Source organism: Haloarcula mannanilytica (assembly GCF_005406125.1).
Lineage (GTDB): Archaea > Halobacteriota > Halobacteria > Halobacteriales > Haloarculaceae > Haloarcula > Haloarcula mannanilytica.
The window spans coordinates 195717-210710 of sequence record NZ_BIXZ01000001.1; the positions used below are offsets into that span (position 1 = coordinate 195717).

Sequence of the window (14994 nt, forward strand, 5' to 3'; positions counted from 1 at the left end):
ACGGACCCGTATTACGGCGAAATCTCCAAATGAAACGTGCCTTACTATTTTAGTGATTGGTGATGAAGTACCCAGTGGAGCCTCACCGGCTCCGTAGTGTCACACAACGGGGGTTTGCCCCCGTTCCATCCCCTTCGCTTGGCTACATATCGACAGTTACTGCTCAGTAGCCGGGTCTAAAACAGATGCCGGGAGCGACCCGCTAATCCCATCGATAACGCTGGCAGACGACTCGGTATCCAACGGCGGGACGGTCCAGACCGGGGTGTCGGTCATTCTCTCGATGACTGCCGGGTTCGTCCGCTCGGCGGTCGTCGCTCCTTCGTACTCGTTGAGAACGACACCGGCGACTGGGACCGCTCTCTGGCGGAGCGCCTGCACCGTCAGCCCCGTGTGATTGAGCGTGCCAAGGCCCGAGCGAGCGACGACCAGCGCCGGCAGCCCCACATCCGCGACGAGGTCGATGACCTCTCGGCCGTCTGCCAGTGGGACGCGCAGGCCCCCGATCCCTTCGACGACAGCCGTTTCATTCGTCTCGACGGCCTCGATGACACCGTCCAGAATCATCTCGTAGGAGAGCGTCGCATCGTCCTCAGATTCCCTTGCGGCCACTTCCGGGGCCAGCGGCGGTGACAGCCGCTGCAGACAGACCGCGGCATCAGCCGTCCCACAGACGGACTCGACGAACGCCGCGTCGTCATCGGGCGGATACCCGGTCTGGCAGGGCTTGACAGCGACCGCCTCGGTGCCACGCTCCCGCAGCCAGCCCGTCAGCCCGGCTGTTACGACTGTTTTGCCGACGCCGGTATCGGTACCGACGACGAACACGCCGTCCTCGCTGATGTGGCCGGCTCCGTCGAGTGCCGCTTCGGTGTCCGGTCCCTCGCTCATAACACCCCCACCTCCGCGCCGGCGGTCCGAAAAGCATCGAGACACTGCGCGATGTCGTCGGCGGTATGAGTCGCCATCGGTGCGACCCGAATGCGGGACGTTCCCTCCGGCACCGTCGGCGGCCTGATAGCCGGGGCGACGACGCCGTGGTCGCGCAGTCGGTCGGCCAGTTCCAGTGCGTCCCCGCGGTCGCCGACAACGACGGGGAGAATCTGTGTCTCGCCAAGCACCTCGTAGCCCATCGTCTCTAAGCCGTCCCGGAGCGTTTCGATGGTGTCCCAGAGGTCGGTGGCTCGGTCAGTCTCGCGGGCAATTCGCAACGCTTCGCGGGCCGCCGCGGCGTTTGGCGGCGACAGCCCCGTCGAGAAGACGAACGACCGCGCGGCGTTCAGCAGGTACTCGATGAGTACCTCGTCGCCGGCGATGTACCCGCCCTGGCTCGCTAATGCCTTCGAGAGGGTTCCCAACTGCACGTCGACGCGGTCGCTCAGTCCCTCACGCTGGACGATCCCGCCCCCAGTGTCGCCGAACAGCCCCGTCGCGTGTGCTTCGTCGACCATCAGCCACGCGCCGTACTCCTCGACAACGTCACAGATGGCCGCAAGCGGCGCGACATCGCCATCCATCGAGAACACAGAGTCTGTAACGACGAGCCACTGTTCGTCCTCGCCGGCGGCCGCTTCGTCCGCACGCGCCGCCATCTTCGCGCGCAGGTCTTCGGGGTCGCAGTGGTCGTACACCACTGTCTCGCTCGCCCCGACGCGACAGCCGTCGATAATCGAGGCGTGGTTCAGTTCGTCCGAAAAGACGACATCCGGGCCCAGCGCGTCGATGGTCCCGATGTTCGCTGCGTAGCCCGACGAGAACACCAGGGCACGTTCGGTCCCCTTGCAGGCTGCGAGGTCACGCTCTAGAGCCCGGTGGACACGCGTGTCGCCGGTGACAAGCCGCGAGGCCCCCGCGCCGGTGCCGATGGTGCGTGCGCCCAGCTCCGCCGCCCGCTGGACACGTCCGTCGTCGGCCAGCCCGAGGTAGTTGTTCGAAGCGAAGACGGCCATCTCGTCACTGAACACCGGCGCTCCGCCTTTCGGGTCGTCGGCAAATCGGGTTCGTGCCGAGACGGACTCGGCGACCTCCAGATGTCGGCGGAGGTCCTGTGCGTCGCGCTGTTGTAGTCGGTCATTCAAATCGAAACCATGAGTCATGAAAACAGAATCAGGCTGGCTCAGAAGCCCGGCATGAGGTCGGCGGGGCCGAACACGCCATAGTGGCCGGCTCGGTTGTTCCGGACGCCGGCTTTCAGGTAGCCAAGCGCCGGCCCGTTGACGTTCGCCTCCATGCTCGTCGCGTCGTCCAGTTCGAAGGTGTTCGTCCCGGTCTCCCCGTCGAAGGTGGTGCCCGTGACGCTGACCGTCGTCGTGGTCGGCTTCTCGTCCGAGCGAACGTCGAGGACGCCGCCGACGTGGACATCCTCGGCGTCGCAGATGCCGGCTCGCTCCAGCAGCACGTCGTCGGCGTGTTCCATGTCGTGGAACTCAAGAACACCGTCATGTTCGTCGATGAGCGCCTCGATTTCGTCTTCACTCATCTCCCGGGCCGTCTCGATGTCGTAGCCGTCGAGATGGGCGATGTCCTCCCGGACGGTACCGCGGTTGTCCTCGTAGCCGGATTTGAGGCCGACACCCCACCAGATTTCGACCTCCTCGACCTCGACGAACGATTGGGCGGCAAGCGCCGCCGCACCGGTGAGGAAACCCGGCGTCGCGCCCGCCCCGCAGACGAACGTAATGCCGGACTCTTTCAGTTTCTCCTCCCGGTTGTCGAGCATGCCGATGACGCGAGAGCGTTTGAGCACGTCGACCATCACGCCCTCGTAGTCGGCCTCGGCGAAGCGCTCGGCCACGCGCGGGATGAAGTCGTGTTCGAGGTTCGGCAGCGCCAGCAGGACGGCGTCGATGGCGTCGCTCTCGGCGATGATGTCATCGATGGGTGTCTCCGTCGGATCGCCCTGCTCGCTGGCGACGATGCCGGCCTGTTCGCCGTGTTGTTTGACGCCGCCCCCTCCGCCTTCGACCGCAGCCGCACCGCCGTCTGAGGCAAAGTCGTCTGTGGGCGTCGCTGGCGTGGAGTCAGACGCCCCATCGAGACCGCTGTCTCGCGGTTCGCCACCGCTCAACTGGTCCGGGCTGCTTTGCGGCCCGCTTGCGATGTTACCCTCCGTCGTCTCCAGCAGTTCGTCCACGTCAAGACCATCATGGTCAATGGCTACGCCGTTGCGGTCACAGGCCGCGACCGCGGTGAGGCCGTCCTTGTGCTGTGAGACTTCCAGTGTCCGCCGTCCGATACCACCGGTACCAAGCACTGCAAAGCGTATGTCGTCCATTGTCAGTCGTCGGATTTGAGTTCTGAGTTGGTCTGTGCTGTCCCTGCCGCCGTCTCTGGGTCCGCCTCGTCGGCCGCGCGTTCTTTGACCGCCTCGGGATCGAACTCGTTGGCCTCAGTGTTCGGTCGGAGGCCTGCCTCCTGCATGATTTCGAGGTCGTCGGCTGCCGACTGGCCCTCCGTGGTGAGGTAATCGCCCGTGAGGATGCCGTCCGCGCCGGCCTCCAGCGCGGCGACCTGCCCGTCCGTGTCGAGGTTGACCTCGCGCCCGCCTGTCAGGCGCACGCGGGACTCGGGATGGAGCAGGCGGTACACCGCGATGGTCTTGACAACCTCCTCGGTCGTGATGTCCGGTAACCCCTGTTCGGCCAGCGGTGTCCCGGCGACCGGGTTCAGGATGTTGACCGGGAGCGAGGAGATACCGATGTCCTGCAGGGCCATCGCCGCGTCGACCCTGTCGGTCGGGGACTCGCCCATGCCCAGAATAACGCCGGCACAGAGGTCCATCCCCGCGTCTTTGGCGACCCGGAGCGTCTCCACCCGCTTCTCGAACGTGTGGGACTGGACGATCTCCGGGAAGTACCGGGGGGAGGTCTCGATGTTGTGATTGTAGTGGTTGAGTCCTTCGTCGGCCAGAACTGACGCTTCCTCCTCCGTGAGGATGCCGAGGCTGGCGTCGACCTCCACGTCTGTTTCGTCACGGACCAGACGGATGGCTTCGAGCACTTCCTCCCATTCCTCGGGGCGGTGCTCCTTCGAGACGCCCTTCTCGGCGACGACGATACCGAACCGCTGTGCGCCGTCGCGCTCGGCGCGCTGTGCGGCCTCCAGTATCTTCCCCGGGCCGAGAAAGCCGTAGTTATCGATGCCGGTGTCGAAGTGGACCGACTGGGCGCAAAACCCACAGTCCTCCGCGCAGTTCCCGGCTTTGGCGTTTACGATCGAACACGCGTCGACGGTGTCATCACCCAGTTGCGTGCGGACGTAGTCGGCCCCGGCCGCGAGGGCATCGACCGGCTGTGCAATCAGCGCCAGTCCGTCCCGGCGGTCGAGGCGTTCACCGTCCAGCACGCGCGCGACAGCGTCGTCTACCGTTCGGTTGCCCGTCTCGTAAACCACACTCTGGCTGTCGGTTGACGGTTGCATAAAGATTCGGGTGGACTCGCTCGTCGACTGTCTGTCGCATCAACCGGGGGTATCGTTTTACCGCACCCGCTGCTAGGCGTTTACATGGCTGGCTCGACGGAGACGGCTACTGAACACGCTGCCGACGACGGCCACGAACACCGGAGCCGCTGGCCGCTGATCGCTGCTATCGGCGCTGCCACCCTGTATCTGGGCGTCGGATTGGTGTTTGTCGGACTCGACTTGGTCCCATCCGTGGTCCCGATAGCCCTCGCCGGCGCTGGAGCAATCGGCTTGCTGGTCGGACTCGCCGGGTGGGCCAACGAGGCGTTCATCGCCGATTACGTACGGGACCGCGGACACGGCGATTCCGACCTGTACGCCACGACGATGGTCCTGTTTCTCGTTTCCGACGTGGCGACGTTCTCGGCGGGGTTCGTCTACTACGCGTTCATCCGGACAGGCGCGTGGCCACCCGACCATCTCCCGCCGCTGCTTGGCTCGCTCGTCGTCATCAACACCGCACTGCTGCTGGCAAGCAGCGTGACGCTCCACTATGGCCACGAGGCGCTGGAAGACGGGAACCGGCGGCGGTTCCTCGGCCTGCTCGGCGTGACGCTCCCACTCGGCGTCGTCTTCCTCGCCGGGCAGGTGTACGAGTACTACGAGTTCGTTGTGGTGGACGGCTTCGGTATCGGCTCCGGTGCGTTCGGGAGCGCGTTCTACGGCCTGACCGGCCTCCACGGCCTCCACGTCGCACTCGGCGTCCTCCTGCTCGCTATCGCCTTCGGTCGGGCGCTCCGGGGCCATTACGCGCCCGACCGTGACACCGCTATCCGGACCACGTCGCTGTACTGGCACTTCGTCGACCTGGTCTGGGTGTTTCTCGTCGTCGTGTTGTACGTCGGGGCGGCCATCTGAGAATCGACGTGACCGCTCACTCGGTCCGTCCCGCCCGCTGCTCTAACCGTATCAGCCGCCGGTACAGCGGCGGGGCCAGGACACAGAGGAACCCGAGCGCGATGGCGAACACGCCGAGGGGGAACTGCAGCGGCGCGGCCGCGAAGCAGGTGTTTTCGGCGACGATGGTCACATAGTATTCCTCTCCTTCGTAGGTAACGATAGCCCCGCGTCGGAAGGCGTCGGCGTTGGGCACGTCGCCGACGACCTGCTCCTCGCCGACTGGGTCGTCTATCGCCGCTTGGAACGCGTCCTGCTCGGCTGCCGACAGATCCTCGAAGGTCAACTGCGGGAGCCGCGGCCCCTCATCACTGCTGAACCGTTCGGCTGTCTCATCGGGCGATTCGACGCCGATGGTCGGGTTCCCGCAGTTCTCTAAGTCCGGTTCGATGATCGCGTACCCACCGGGCACGGCTCCAGCGATGCCAACCGCGATGAGGAGGACACCGATGAAGGGCGCGAGGTACTGGAAAATGAACGAGTCTGTGCCGGCGCTCATCTGTTATCCGCCCCCGCTGGTCCGGGTCCGAAGTGCCTCGTCCGACTTGAGATACTGGAAAGTCACGGTCAGCCCGATGCCGTACGCCCAGTGGGAGACGAGGACGAACGCGAGATAGCCGACGAAGGCGAGCCCACTCTGGCCGGTGTAAAAGGCGATGGCGAATCCGCTCGAAATTATTGTCGCAAACACCAGTCCGGTTTCGAACAGCAGCCGACCGGGGAGGTAGTCCGAGAACGCGAGGAAGATCAGCGGCCAGGTGACGGTTCCGCCGACGAGGAACAGGGCGGCCCCGATGGCTGGACTCGCGGGCAGCCCGACCAACTCGGCGATCTCGCCGAAGGAAACCGGGTCGAGGACGCCGATGAGTATCGCCGTGATGAGCCCGCCGCTCATCAGGACTGTCCCGACGAATCCGCCCGCTGCGGCCATCCAGGCGTTCCGGGAGACGGTCTGGGCGACAGTTCCGACGCCGCCGGCCAGCCCGGTCGGCACACCCTCCGGCGCGTAGGAGCGCCGCGTCGTCTCGGGTTCGGTCGGTTCCATGTCGTACCTGTCTATCATGCGCTGTTCGAACCACTGCCACTCGCGGGTGAACTGGTTCGTCGCTTTCAGCCCCCACGGGTCCGTCGTCGCCACCGGCGAGCCACGCCAGTAGGAGACGAGCATGTTGTAGAGCCACAGCAGGGCGCTCAGCCCGATGACGTACCCGCCCACGGTCGCGATCTGCTGGGCGAACTGGTACTCCGGTGGGTAGATGGCCTGCCGCCGCGGGAGTCCCAGCCCGCCGATGACAAGGAGTGTCATGAACGTCACGAACGAGCCAAAGACGATCAGCAGCGCCTGGAACTTCGCCAGCCGCGTGTCGTACCAGCGGCCGGTGATGAGCGGATACCAGTAGTAGCTCGCGGCGATCATCAGGAACGGAATGATGCCAACGACGATGAGGTGGAAATGCCCGACCACGTAGTAGGTGCCGTGATAGAGGATGTCGATGGGGATGACGGCGAGGAACACGCCGGTGACGCCACCGATGATGAACGTCCCGATGCCGCCGGCACAGAGGATAAACGGGGCGGACAGGCGGATATCTCCCTGCCACATCGTCGTGATCCAGTTGAATATCTTGATGGCGCTGGGGACGGCGATGGCGATGGAGACGGCCATAAAGGAGAGTTTGACCCGCGGGTCCGCGCTCGTCGTGAACATGTGATGCGCCCAGACGCCAAAGGAGAGAACCCCCAGTCCCAGCGTCGAGTAGACGATGAACTGGTAGCCAAAGAGTCTCCGGCCGACGAACTTCGGCAGAATGGTGCTCATCAGCCCCGTCGCCGGGAGAAAGAGGATGTACACCTCCGGATGACCCCAGAACCAGAACAGGTGTTGCCAGAGGATCGCGCCCCCGCCTTCCGTGGCAAAGAACGCCGTCCCGAGGTTGCGGTCCAGCAGGAGCATGACCAGCGCGCTCCCCAGCAGCGGGAACGCGAACAGCGCGAGGCCGCTGGTGACGAGCATGTTCCACGAGAAGATGTCGAGGTTCGCCCAGGTGACACCCTCGCCGCGCTCGTAGACGATTGTGGCGATAAAGTTGATGGCCCCGACCGTGGTGGCGATGCCGCTCAGGTGCAGACCGAGCAACAGCATATCTATCTGTGGATTTGGCTGCTGGACCGACAGCGGTGCGTACAGCGTCCAGCCGATGCTCACCTCACGCATCGTGAGGAAAAACCGAATGGCATCCTGCGGGACGAACAGATTCAGCACCTGCCCGAGGACCTGCATCATGAGTCCCAGTCTGACCATGATGAGCGCCGGCGGCAGGAGCCAGAACCCGATGGCGTTGACCCGCGGGAACGCCATGTCGTCGGCCCCGATGAGCAGCGGCAGGACGTAGTTCCCGATGCCGAAGAAGACGGGGAGGACGAAGAATATCAGCATCGTCAGGCCGTGGGTGGTAAACAGGGCATTGTACGTCTCCGGCGTCCAGATGTCCGCCGGCGGCGTCAGCAGTTCCGTCCGGAGCATCATCGCGTCGACGCCGCCCCACAGTCCGGCGGCCGTGCCGAAGGCGATGTAGAGCAGGCCGATGTCCCGGTGGTTTGTCGTCGTCAGCCAGCGGTACACCTCGGACTGGATGCGGCCGATTTCGAATTTGATCTCCTCCCGTGTCGTGTAGCCGCCGTCGCTCTCTGGGCGAGCCTTGCGACGCTCACGAACCCACACGAAAAGCACTGTCAATGCCAGCATACCCAAGACAGTCCCCTCGACGATAGCTCTGTTCAGCATCTGTCCGCGAGTCGACGCAGGCACACAGTCGTCGTCCCGGTCCAGGCGACCATTACCTTCGAATGACAGTGGAATGATTATAAAAGTGCGTGGCGAGCCCGCACATGTGCGTTCCGGCCTTAATAGTAAACTACTGCTAACTTATTTGACAGCGGGCTTAGAACACCGTTGTAATGGGTCGCCGACGGCATGTCCTCAGGCTGTGTGTGCTTGCCATCGGACTCTCGCTGCTGGCCGCTCCAGCCGCCGCACAATCAGTCAACAGGGCCGCTATCGACGAACTCAACGCGCAACTCCTGTACGTCGCCCTTCCGTTGACGCTGTTCGTCGAACTCACGCTCGTGTACGCCATCTATCGGTTCCGGAACAATGACAACCCGCAGCCGACGGTCGACGACCCGGCGCTAGAGGTGACCTGGACCGCCGCCACGGGAGCGATACTGGTCTTCGTCGGCGTCTCGGCGTTCGTGGTGATGGCAAACCCCTACATCACGCCCGCGGCAGCCCAGGCGTCAACCGACGGTGACGCCTTCGCGAATGACACGGAGATAGACGTGCTCGCCTACCAGTGGGGGTGGGAGTTCTCATACGGCGAGGCGAACGTCACGACTGAGGAACGACTGGTGCTGCCGGCCGATGAGAACGTCACGTTCAGGCTGCGGACCACGGACGTGATACACGCCATCTACATCCCGCAACTGGGCGTCAAGCAAGACATTTTCCCCGGTCGGACGATGACGGCCCGAACGCACGCGACCGAACCCGGTGAGTACCGGCTGTACTGTGCCGAGATGTGCGGGGCCGGCCACAGCAAGATGAACGCCACTGTCGTCGTCAAGAACCGGTCCGCCTACGACGCCTGGATGGAGAATCAGACGGCTACAGCCGGTTAGGGACGGTCGGCGCGGGCTGTTTTTGCGAGGGCGTCAGTACAGGTCGTCGAGTTCGTCTTCCGTGTGGCTGTGGGACTCGGCCGGGAACTCGCCCGATTCGACGGCGTCAATGTACTCGTCGACAGCGTCTTCGACCTCGCCGCGAACGTCGCCGAACTGCTCGGCAAAGGGCGGGCTGGATTCGGAGAGGCCGACCACGTCGGTGAACACGAGCACTTGCCCGTCGCAGTCGCCGCCAGCCCCGATGCCGATAGTCGGGATGTCGACGGCGTCGGTGACCTTGGCGGCGAGGTTGGCCGGGATGTGTTCGAGCACCAGCGCGAACGCGCCGGCGTCCTCGTGTTCGCAGGCGAGGTCAAGGATTTCTTCGGCGTCCTCGCGGGCAGTCGCCTGTCTGGTGTAGCCGGTCTGGTTGACGCTCTGGGGCGTGAGTCCGAGGTGGGCCATCGTCGGGATGCCGAGGTCCGTCAGCCGCTCGGTCAGGTCGACCGTGTGTGGCCCGGATTCGAGCTTGACCGCATTCGCGCCCTCCTCTTTCAGCATCCGGCCACAGTTCTTGACGCTCTCGCTTTCGTCCGCGCCGAAGGAGAGAAACGGCATGTCGGCGACGACCAGGGCGTCGTCCGCGCCGCGCGCGACGGCCCCGACGCGGGAGGCCATCTCGTCGAGCGTGACCGGGAGTGTGTCCTCGTGGCCGAGGACGGCATTTCCCATACTGTCGCCGACGAGGATGACATCGACACCCGTGTCGTCGACGATGCTCGCGGTGACGGCGTCGTACGCTGTCAGCATCGTGATCGGCTTTTCGCCGGCCATCGCCTGCAGATCCCGGACCGTTGGCATGTCCGAGCGGGGGCGCGCCTGCCCCTTACCTGTTCGGGTTCCCTGGTTTGTGTGGGAAACCGCAAGGGGCTTGCCACAGCTAGCAGAAACACCGTTCGTGCCAACAGTCGAGAAGACGGACCCCGACGGCGTGGACTTCGGGTGGGTGATGCAGGTCACGTTCGTGACGACGATACTCGTCGGCTCGCCGCTCGTCGTGCTCGCATCGACCGCGGTCACGCTCCCGACCTGGACCGCGCGGGCGATGTTCGCGGTCCGCGTCGGCGCGCTCATCTGGCTCCTGACGGCTATTTGCGTCTATCTCTACGCGCGGTACCGGGCCTGATCGAACTCGCTCGCCCACTCGAAGGCCATCCCGGCCCGCCGGGCGGCCGTTGCGTCGCTCTCTGAATCCCCGACGAACACCGTCGTTTCGGGGACGACACCGAGTTCATCGGCAATCGCCAGCAATCCCTCCGGGTCCGGTTTCGAGGACCCGACTGTGTCGCGGCCGACGACCGGGCCGACGTAACTGTCGAGGTCGTGGACCGCCAGGGCCTCCCGGCAGGCTTCCTCAGCGTTGAGCGAGCAGACGCCGACGGGGACGCTGTGGGGGAGGCCGTCGGCGAGTGGCAGCCGTTCTGAGTCACGCGCGCCGGTCCGCTCGTAGTCGGTGATCGCCGCTTCGACGGCGTCACGGTGGCCGGTTTCGGAGGACAGCGTCAGCATATCCCACAGGCCACGGCTTCTGGGGTCGACGTTCCGGTCGCGGAGCACTGTCGCAACGTCTTCAGCCACGGTGTCCCAGTCGACTGCCAGCCTGACGAGCGTCCCGTCCAGGTCGTAGATGACGGCGTCGTGTGTCACGCCCGGTAATAGGGTCGACGCCCGCAAAACCGCTTCGCCCCGGCCGACTCACTCCAGCAAGTCCCGCGCGATGATGTTTTGCTGAATCTCGCTGGTCCCCTCGTAGATGGTCGTCACCTTCGCATCGCGGTAGAAGCGCTCGACGGGGTAGTCCGTCGTGTAGCCGTAGCCGCCGTGGATCTGGATCGCCTCGTTGGCTACGTCGACCGCCGTCTCGCTCGCGAAGTACTTCGCCATGCTCGCCGCCGCGCTCGCCCGCTCCCCGCGCTCCAGTTGTTGTGCGGCGTCCCACGTCAGCAGCCGGGCCGCCTGTACGTTCGTCGCCATATCGGCCAGTTTGTGTCGAATCGACTGGAACTCGCTGATGGGCTGGTCGAACTGCTCGCGCTCCTGCGCGTAGTCCAGCGCCTCGTCGAGTGCTGATTGTGCGAGCCCGACGGCCTGTGCGGCGATGGCGACCCGTCCGGTGGTGAGAATCGACAGCGCCGCGGCCAGTCCCTCACCTTCCTCGGTCAGCCGATACCGTTCGGGGACCCGAACGTCGTCGAACTGGAGTGGGGTCGTATCGCTCGCTCGGAGGCCGAGCTTGTCCTCTTTCTCGCCCACCGTAAGCCCTGCAGTGTCTTTCGGCACGAGAAACTGCGTTATCGAGTCCGGATCCTCGGGGTCGCTCTTTGCGAACACGATGACGACGCCGGCCCGTTCGCCGTTGGTAATCCACTGCTTCTCGCCGTCGATGACGTACTCGTCGCCGTCCCGACGGGCGGTAGTCGACATCTCCCGCGGGTTCGACCCCGCCTGTGGCTCCGAGAGCGCGAACGCCCCGACCGGCCGCCCGTCGACCATCTCCGGGAGCCAGTCGTCTTTCACCGCCTCGGAGCCGAACTGCGCGATACAGGAGGTCGCCAGACAGTGGACCGACAGCGCCGTCGCGACGGCGAGGGAACCGTAGGCGAGTTCCTCGTTGACCAGCGCGTACGTCGGTTTGTCCGCGTCGAAGCCGCCGTACTCGGCCGGCGTCGTCAGCCCGGTGATGTCGATGTCCGCGAGCCCGTCCCAGCAATCCTCGGGAAAGGACTGTTCGCGGTCCGCAGCAGCGGCTGTCGGACGGATGTCCTCGACAGCGAACTCCCTGACGGTGTCCCGGATAGCGCGCTGTTCGGCGGAGAGGTCCATACCGACCGTTACACCGGCGGCGGCAAAATCTTCGGGGTCAGCGCGATTCGACGAGTTCGATGTCGAGGTACTCCTCCAGGGCTTTGATGACCGAGCCGCCGACGTTCGCCTGCGTCGCCCGACCCTGCTCGACAGCGAGGATATCCGCTTCGTCGAGGTCGAGTTCCTCGGCGAGTTCACCGGTCTGGAGCCCCTCGTCCTGGCGCGCCTCCGTCACGCGCTCGCCGTAGCTCTTGACCAGATACGGGAGCTGGTCGTCGTCGTAGTCCGCGCCATCCTCCCAGTGGGAGGAATCCGCTTTCTGTGCGTCCTGTATTTTCGCCGTGTTCTGTGCAGCCTTCCGTTTCCGGTTCTGGTCGTCGCGCGAGCTGTCGCCCCCTGTCGTCCGCTCGTTCTCCCCGTGGTCACGCGCACAGCTGTCACACACCTGCAGGGACGCCCCAGCGACGTTAGCGGTCTGTAGGTCGCCGCTGTCGCTACCGCAGAGCTCACAGCTCCCGCCGGCGCTGTCGCCGCCACTGCCGGTCGAGTATTTGGCCATGCCCCCCGTAGCGGTTTCGTGATATTTCAAACGTCCGGTTCGAGGGAGTGACACACCCTCCCGGGGCGCGCCCAAACGAAAGCGCTTTTATTGACCCACCGGGAACGATTGAATGCACTCAGCAAGAGCGCGCGTGGGTAGCCAAGCCAGGCCAACGGCGCAGCGTTGAGGGCGCTGTCCCGTAGGGGTCCGCCGGTTCGAATCCGGTCCCACGCATTTTTGTCACAAGCAAGCTCGCGAGTGACAAAACCGTATTGAGGATTCGAAGCACGGAACGAGGGAGCGAAGCGACCGAGTTCAGGCGGTTCGAATCCGGTCCCACGCATTTCTCCTGAGCGCCGGTGCATTCCCTTGGGACTGCACCCACGCAAACTTACTTCGGACGCGACGCTTCCAGACAGTTCTCTATCCGTCAAAAATCGACAAACAGACCGATCTAAAGGTCCACGCCTCGCTCACCGCATCTCATCGAGCGCGACTGCGTGGTCGATGTCGACTGAAATCCAGTGGGTCGGTAGCTCGTGGTCCCGGTCGCTGAAGACGGTGAGCTGGGTCGGGTTGTCCTCGTCGTCGACCGCACAGTCCAAGCGAGTCGATTTCGCGGGGCGGGCAGACGAGTCACGGCGCAGGTCGTACACTGACATTTCGGTCTCTCGTGTCGATAAACGAGGACTCCAACCATAAGCGGCAGTCGTGATTCCTGCATGGTGAGAATCAGGATTGTCGGGTCCAAGCCTGACTATACTATCGTTCGGACAGAATATGCGCGGGACCGGATTCGAACCGCCTGAACGTCGCTCACTCCGTTCGCTCGTTCCGTGCTTCGAATCCTCATTCCGCATTCACGACTCTCACACGTTGTTCGAGTCGAGAAGTGCGCGGGACCGGATTCGAACCGGCGGACCCCTACGGGATAGCGTCCTAAGCGCTACGCCTTTGGCCTGGCTCGGCAACCCGCGCGCACCAGTCGGTATCCGCGTTGGCGTCAAGAAGCCTTCGCTTGCAGGCGACGAAGGTTTAGGTACGGTGGGGGCCAACGGACTGGTATGTACCGCGCGAGTGACCGAATCGAGCACGACGAGTGGCTCGCCGACATCGAGGCGGCGGCAGACAGACTCGACCTCGGAACCGAGGCGCGGTCCCACGCGGTCGACCTGTTCCTCTCGACGGTTCCGGACGAGGATCGGTCGAAGCAGGCGACGCTGGCGGCGAGCGTGTACGTCGGCGCGCTGGTCGCCGACGAGGAGCGGTCACAGTCCGCTGTCGCGGAGGCGACGGGTGTATCTCGGTTGACGATTCAACAGCGCTGGAAGGACTTACTGGAGACGGCCGGACTCGAAGCGCCGGGCTGGTAGTTACGAGATGTTTTCGCGGCCGGTGCGGTTCGGCGTGAGATTTCCGTGTTCGTCGATTTCGCCCTTGACGATGCGGGTCGAGGAGATGATGTCGCCATCATCGGCATAGACGTGCGGAACGACTTCGATTTCGAGCGGGTCGTGGCCCCGCTCCTCGCGGATTTCGTTGATGCGGCGGCCGCCGGTCTCCGTCTCGGGCGAGACGACGAGCGCGTCGAACTGGGGTTCCGTGGCGATACCCGTCGGTTCCGTGAGTTCCCGGACCTCCCACTCGCGGTCGTGTTCGGCGGCGCGTACGGAGAGTTCGTCGGCGAGTCGGGATTTCCGTTCGCTGAACGGCCGAACGTGTCGCTGGTCGTGGCGCGTCTTCGGCGCGAGGTCGTCGCTGGTGAGTCCGACTGTCACGTCCCCGAGTTCGAATGCGCGTTCGAACAGCGCGCGATGCCCGTCGTGGATCGGGTCGAACGTTCCCCCCAGCGCGACATTCATATCCCGGGGAACGGCACGGGCAGGTTTAGTAATATCGAATCACGGAACGGCTCGCCGGAGCCGACGTTGACTACACGTCGTCGTCTTCGTCTTCGCCCGCGCCCACGTCGTCAGCGCCCTTGTTTGCATCCGTGTCGGTGTCGGATGGATCGTCGTCCGCGTCCTCGACCGAAATCGTCACGGGCTCGTCATCGGGTTCCAGCGTCGTCTCGCCCCCGCCGATGTGGTCGTCGAGATTGAACACTGTGTTCAGTTCCGACTGGATATCGCCGACGATGGTGTTGACGAGGTCACTCGGTGAGATAGCGCTGTACTCGTAGGGGTTGTTGCCCGCGCCGTCACTCTCGCGTTTCTGTCGGGTCACCACTTCCTCGTCGGTGAGGGCGGCTAAGGCCTCCCGAACCGTACTGGGATAGAGGCCGGTGCCCTCGGCGATTTCCTCGCTCGTGCTCTCGGGATGTTGCCGCAGGTGGACGTAGATCCGTGCCCGCGTCTCCGTATCCAGAACCCACGCCAACAAGTCGACGATACCCTCGTCGAACTGCTCGACCGCGCGGTCCGCCTCCTGTTCGATTCGCTCACGAACGTCTGTGTCCTCGGGGTCGTCGTGGTCTCTATCGTCTGGGGACATGCGTTGTCTCTGTGAGGACAAAAGCTACAGCTGGATAAAAACCCTTGGCACGATTCGCCGCCCGTCATTGCCGCTGA

Annotated in this window: 17 protein-coding genes and 2 tRNA genes; 5 read left to right on the plus strand and 14 right to left on the minus strand. The window is 64.4% G+C overall.

Annotation, left to right across the window (positions count from 1 at the left end):
• Window positions 1-156: 156 nt before the first annotated feature.
• From bioD to bioB, 4 genes are read right to left on the minus strand one after another with little or no spacing between them, the layout of a single operon-like run.
• Entirely contained in the window at window positions 157-891 is a 735-nt protein-coding gene (gene bioD / locus Harman_RS00895) for a dethiobiotin synthase (RefSeq protein ID WP_137681948.1), read from the minus strand.
• Window positions 888-2096 carry an aminotransferase class I/II-fold pyridoxal phosphate-dependent enzyme gene (locus Harman_RS00900; protein WP_137681949.1) on the minus strand — a complete coding sequence of 403 codons (1209 nt, stop codon included), beginning with the start codon at window positions 2094-2096 and terminating at the stop codon, window positions 888-890. The genes bioD and Harman_RS00900 overlap by 4 nt, the downstream gene beginning before the upstream one ends.
• Before the next feature lie 20 nt (window positions 2097-2116).
• Window positions 2117-3274, minus strand: a complete 1158-nt coding sequence (locus tag Harman_RS00905; RefSeq protein ID WP_137681950.1) for a transcriptional regulator — start codon at window positions 3272-3274, stop codon at window positions 2117-2119.
• Between the two features lie 2 nt (window positions 3275-3276).
• The gene (gene bioB / locus Harman_RS00910) at window positions 3277-4392 is read right to left on the minus strand and encodes a biotin synthase BioB (RefSeq protein ID WP_137681951.1); all 1116 of its coding nucleotides are present in this window, start codon (window positions 4390-4392) and stop codon (window positions 3277-3279) included.
• A gap of 111 nt (window positions 4393-4503) precedes the next feature.
• Between bioB and Harman_RS00915 the strand changes: the two genes are divergently transcribed.
• Window positions 4504-5319: a cytochrome c oxidase subunit 3 gene (locus Harman_RS00915; RefSeq protein WP_137681952.1), complete on the plus strand. Its 816-nt coding sequence runs from the start codon at window positions 4504-4506 to the stop codon at window positions 5317-5319.
• A 16-nt stretch (window positions 5320-5335) separates the two neighbouring features.
• Here Harman_RS00915 and Harman_RS00920 read toward each other — a convergent pair whose 3' ends face one another.
• Both Harman_RS00920 and Harman_RS00925 read right to left on the minus strand, forming a co-directional pair.
• Complete coding sequence (locus Harman_RS00920; protein WP_137681953.1) at window positions 5336-5857, minus strand: hypothetical protein; 522 nt, start codon at window positions 5855-5857, stop codon at window positions 5336-5338.
• A gap of 3 nt (window positions 5858-5860) precedes the next feature.
• On the minus strand, window positions 5861-8143 hold the full coding sequence (locus Harman_RS00925; RefSeq protein WP_137683106.1) for a DUF6789 family protein: 2283 nt from the start codon (window positions 8141-8143) through the stop codon (window positions 5861-5863).
• Between the two features lie 173 nt (window positions 8144-8316).
• Here Harman_RS00925 and coxB point away from each other — a divergent pair, with 173 nt between their 5' ends.
• The gene (coxB, locus tag Harman_RS00930; RefSeq protein ID WP_137681954.1) at window positions 8317-9036 is read left to right on the plus strand and encodes a cytochrome c oxidase subunit II; all 720 of its coding nucleotides are present in this window, start codon (window positions 8317-8319) and stop codon (window positions 9034-9036) included.
• A gap of 33 nt (window positions 9037-9069) precedes the next feature.
• On the opposite strand, the gene panB is transcribed toward coxB, so the two are convergent.
• On the minus strand, window positions 9070-9879 hold the full coding sequence (gene panB / locus Harman_RS00935; protein ID WP_137681955.1) for a 3-methyl-2-oxobutanoate hydroxymethyltransferase: 810 nt from the start codon (window positions 9877-9879) through the stop codon (window positions 9070-9072).
• A gap of 97 nt (window positions 9880-9976) precedes the next feature.
• Between panB and Harman_RS00940 the strand changes: the two genes are divergently transcribed.
• Window positions 9977-10204 carry a DUF5822 domain-containing protein gene (locus tag Harman_RS00940; protein WP_137681956.1) on the plus strand — a complete coding sequence of 76 codons (228 nt, stop codon included), beginning with the start codon at window positions 9977-9979 and terminating at the stop codon, window positions 10202-10204.
• Here Harman_RS00940 and Harman_RS00945 read toward each other — a convergent pair.
• The 3 genes from Harman_RS00945 to Harman_RS00955 are packed head-to-tail and all read right to left on the minus strand — an operon-like array spanning window position 10183 to window position 12442.
• Window positions 10183-10725: an HAD family hydrolase gene (locus tag Harman_RS00945; protein WP_137681957.1), complete on the minus strand. Its 543-nt coding sequence runs from the start codon at window positions 10723-10725 to the stop codon at window positions 10183-10185. The two genes, Harman_RS00940 and Harman_RS00945, sit on opposite strands and share 22 nt — an antisense overlap.
• Before the next feature lie 48 nt (window positions 10726-10773).
• Window positions 10774-11901: an acyl-CoA dehydrogenase family protein gene (locus Harman_RS00950; RefSeq protein WP_137681958.1), complete on the minus strand. Its 1128-nt coding sequence runs from the start codon at window positions 11899-11901 to the stop codon at window positions 10774-10776.
• A gap of 37 nt (window positions 11902-11938) precedes the next feature.
• The gene (locus Harman_RS00955) at window positions 11939-12442 is read right to left on the minus strand and encodes a helix-turn-helix domain-containing protein (RefSeq protein WP_137681959.1); all 504 of its coding nucleotides are present in this window, start codon (window positions 12440-12442) and stop codon (window positions 11939-11941) included.
• Between the two features lie 131 nt (window positions 12443-12573).
• Here Harman_RS00955 and Harman_RS00960 point away from each other — a divergent pair.
• A tRNA-Leu gene (locus Harman_RS00960) sits at window positions 12574-12658 on the plus strand.
• Between the two features lie 239 nt (window positions 12659-12897).
• Here the strand turns inward: Harman_RS00960 and Harman_RS00965 are convergent.
• Together Harman_RS00965 and Harman_RS00970 are read right to left on the minus strand one after the other, a co-directional pair.
• Window positions 12898-13086 (minus strand): DUF7511 domain-containing protein, encoded by a 189-nt coding sequence (locus Harman_RS00965; RefSeq protein ID WP_137681960.1) that lies wholly within the window; start codon window positions 13084-13086, stop codon window positions 12898-12900.
• Between the two features lie 231 nt (window positions 13087-13317).
• A tRNA-Leu gene (locus tag Harman_RS00970) sits at window positions 13318-13402 on the minus strand.
• Between the two features lie 86 nt (window positions 13403-13488).
• Here Harman_RS00970 and Harman_RS00975 point away from each other — a divergent pair.
• Window positions 13489-13797, plus strand: coding sequence for a transcription initiation factor IIB family protein (locus Harman_RS00975; RefSeq protein ID WP_137681961.1), 309 nt, complete (start codon window positions 13489-13491; stop codon window positions 13795-13797).
• Here the strand turns inward: Harman_RS00975 and Harman_RS00980 are convergent, their stop codons facing one another.
• Together Harman_RS00980 and Harman_RS00985 are read right to left on the minus strand one after the other, a co-directional pair.
• Complete coding sequence (locus tag Harman_RS00980; protein ID WP_137681962.1) at window positions 13798-14286, minus strand: phosphopantetheine adenylyltransferase; 489 nt, start codon at window positions 14284-14286, stop codon at window positions 13798-13800.
• A gap of 70 nt (window positions 14287-14356) precedes the next feature.
• Window positions 14357-14917: a winged helix-turn-helix domain-containing protein gene (locus Harman_RS00985; protein WP_137681963.1), complete on the minus strand. Its 561-nt coding sequence runs from the start codon at window positions 14915-14917 to the stop codon at window positions 14357-14359.
• Window positions 14918-14994 lie beyond the last annotated feature (77 nt).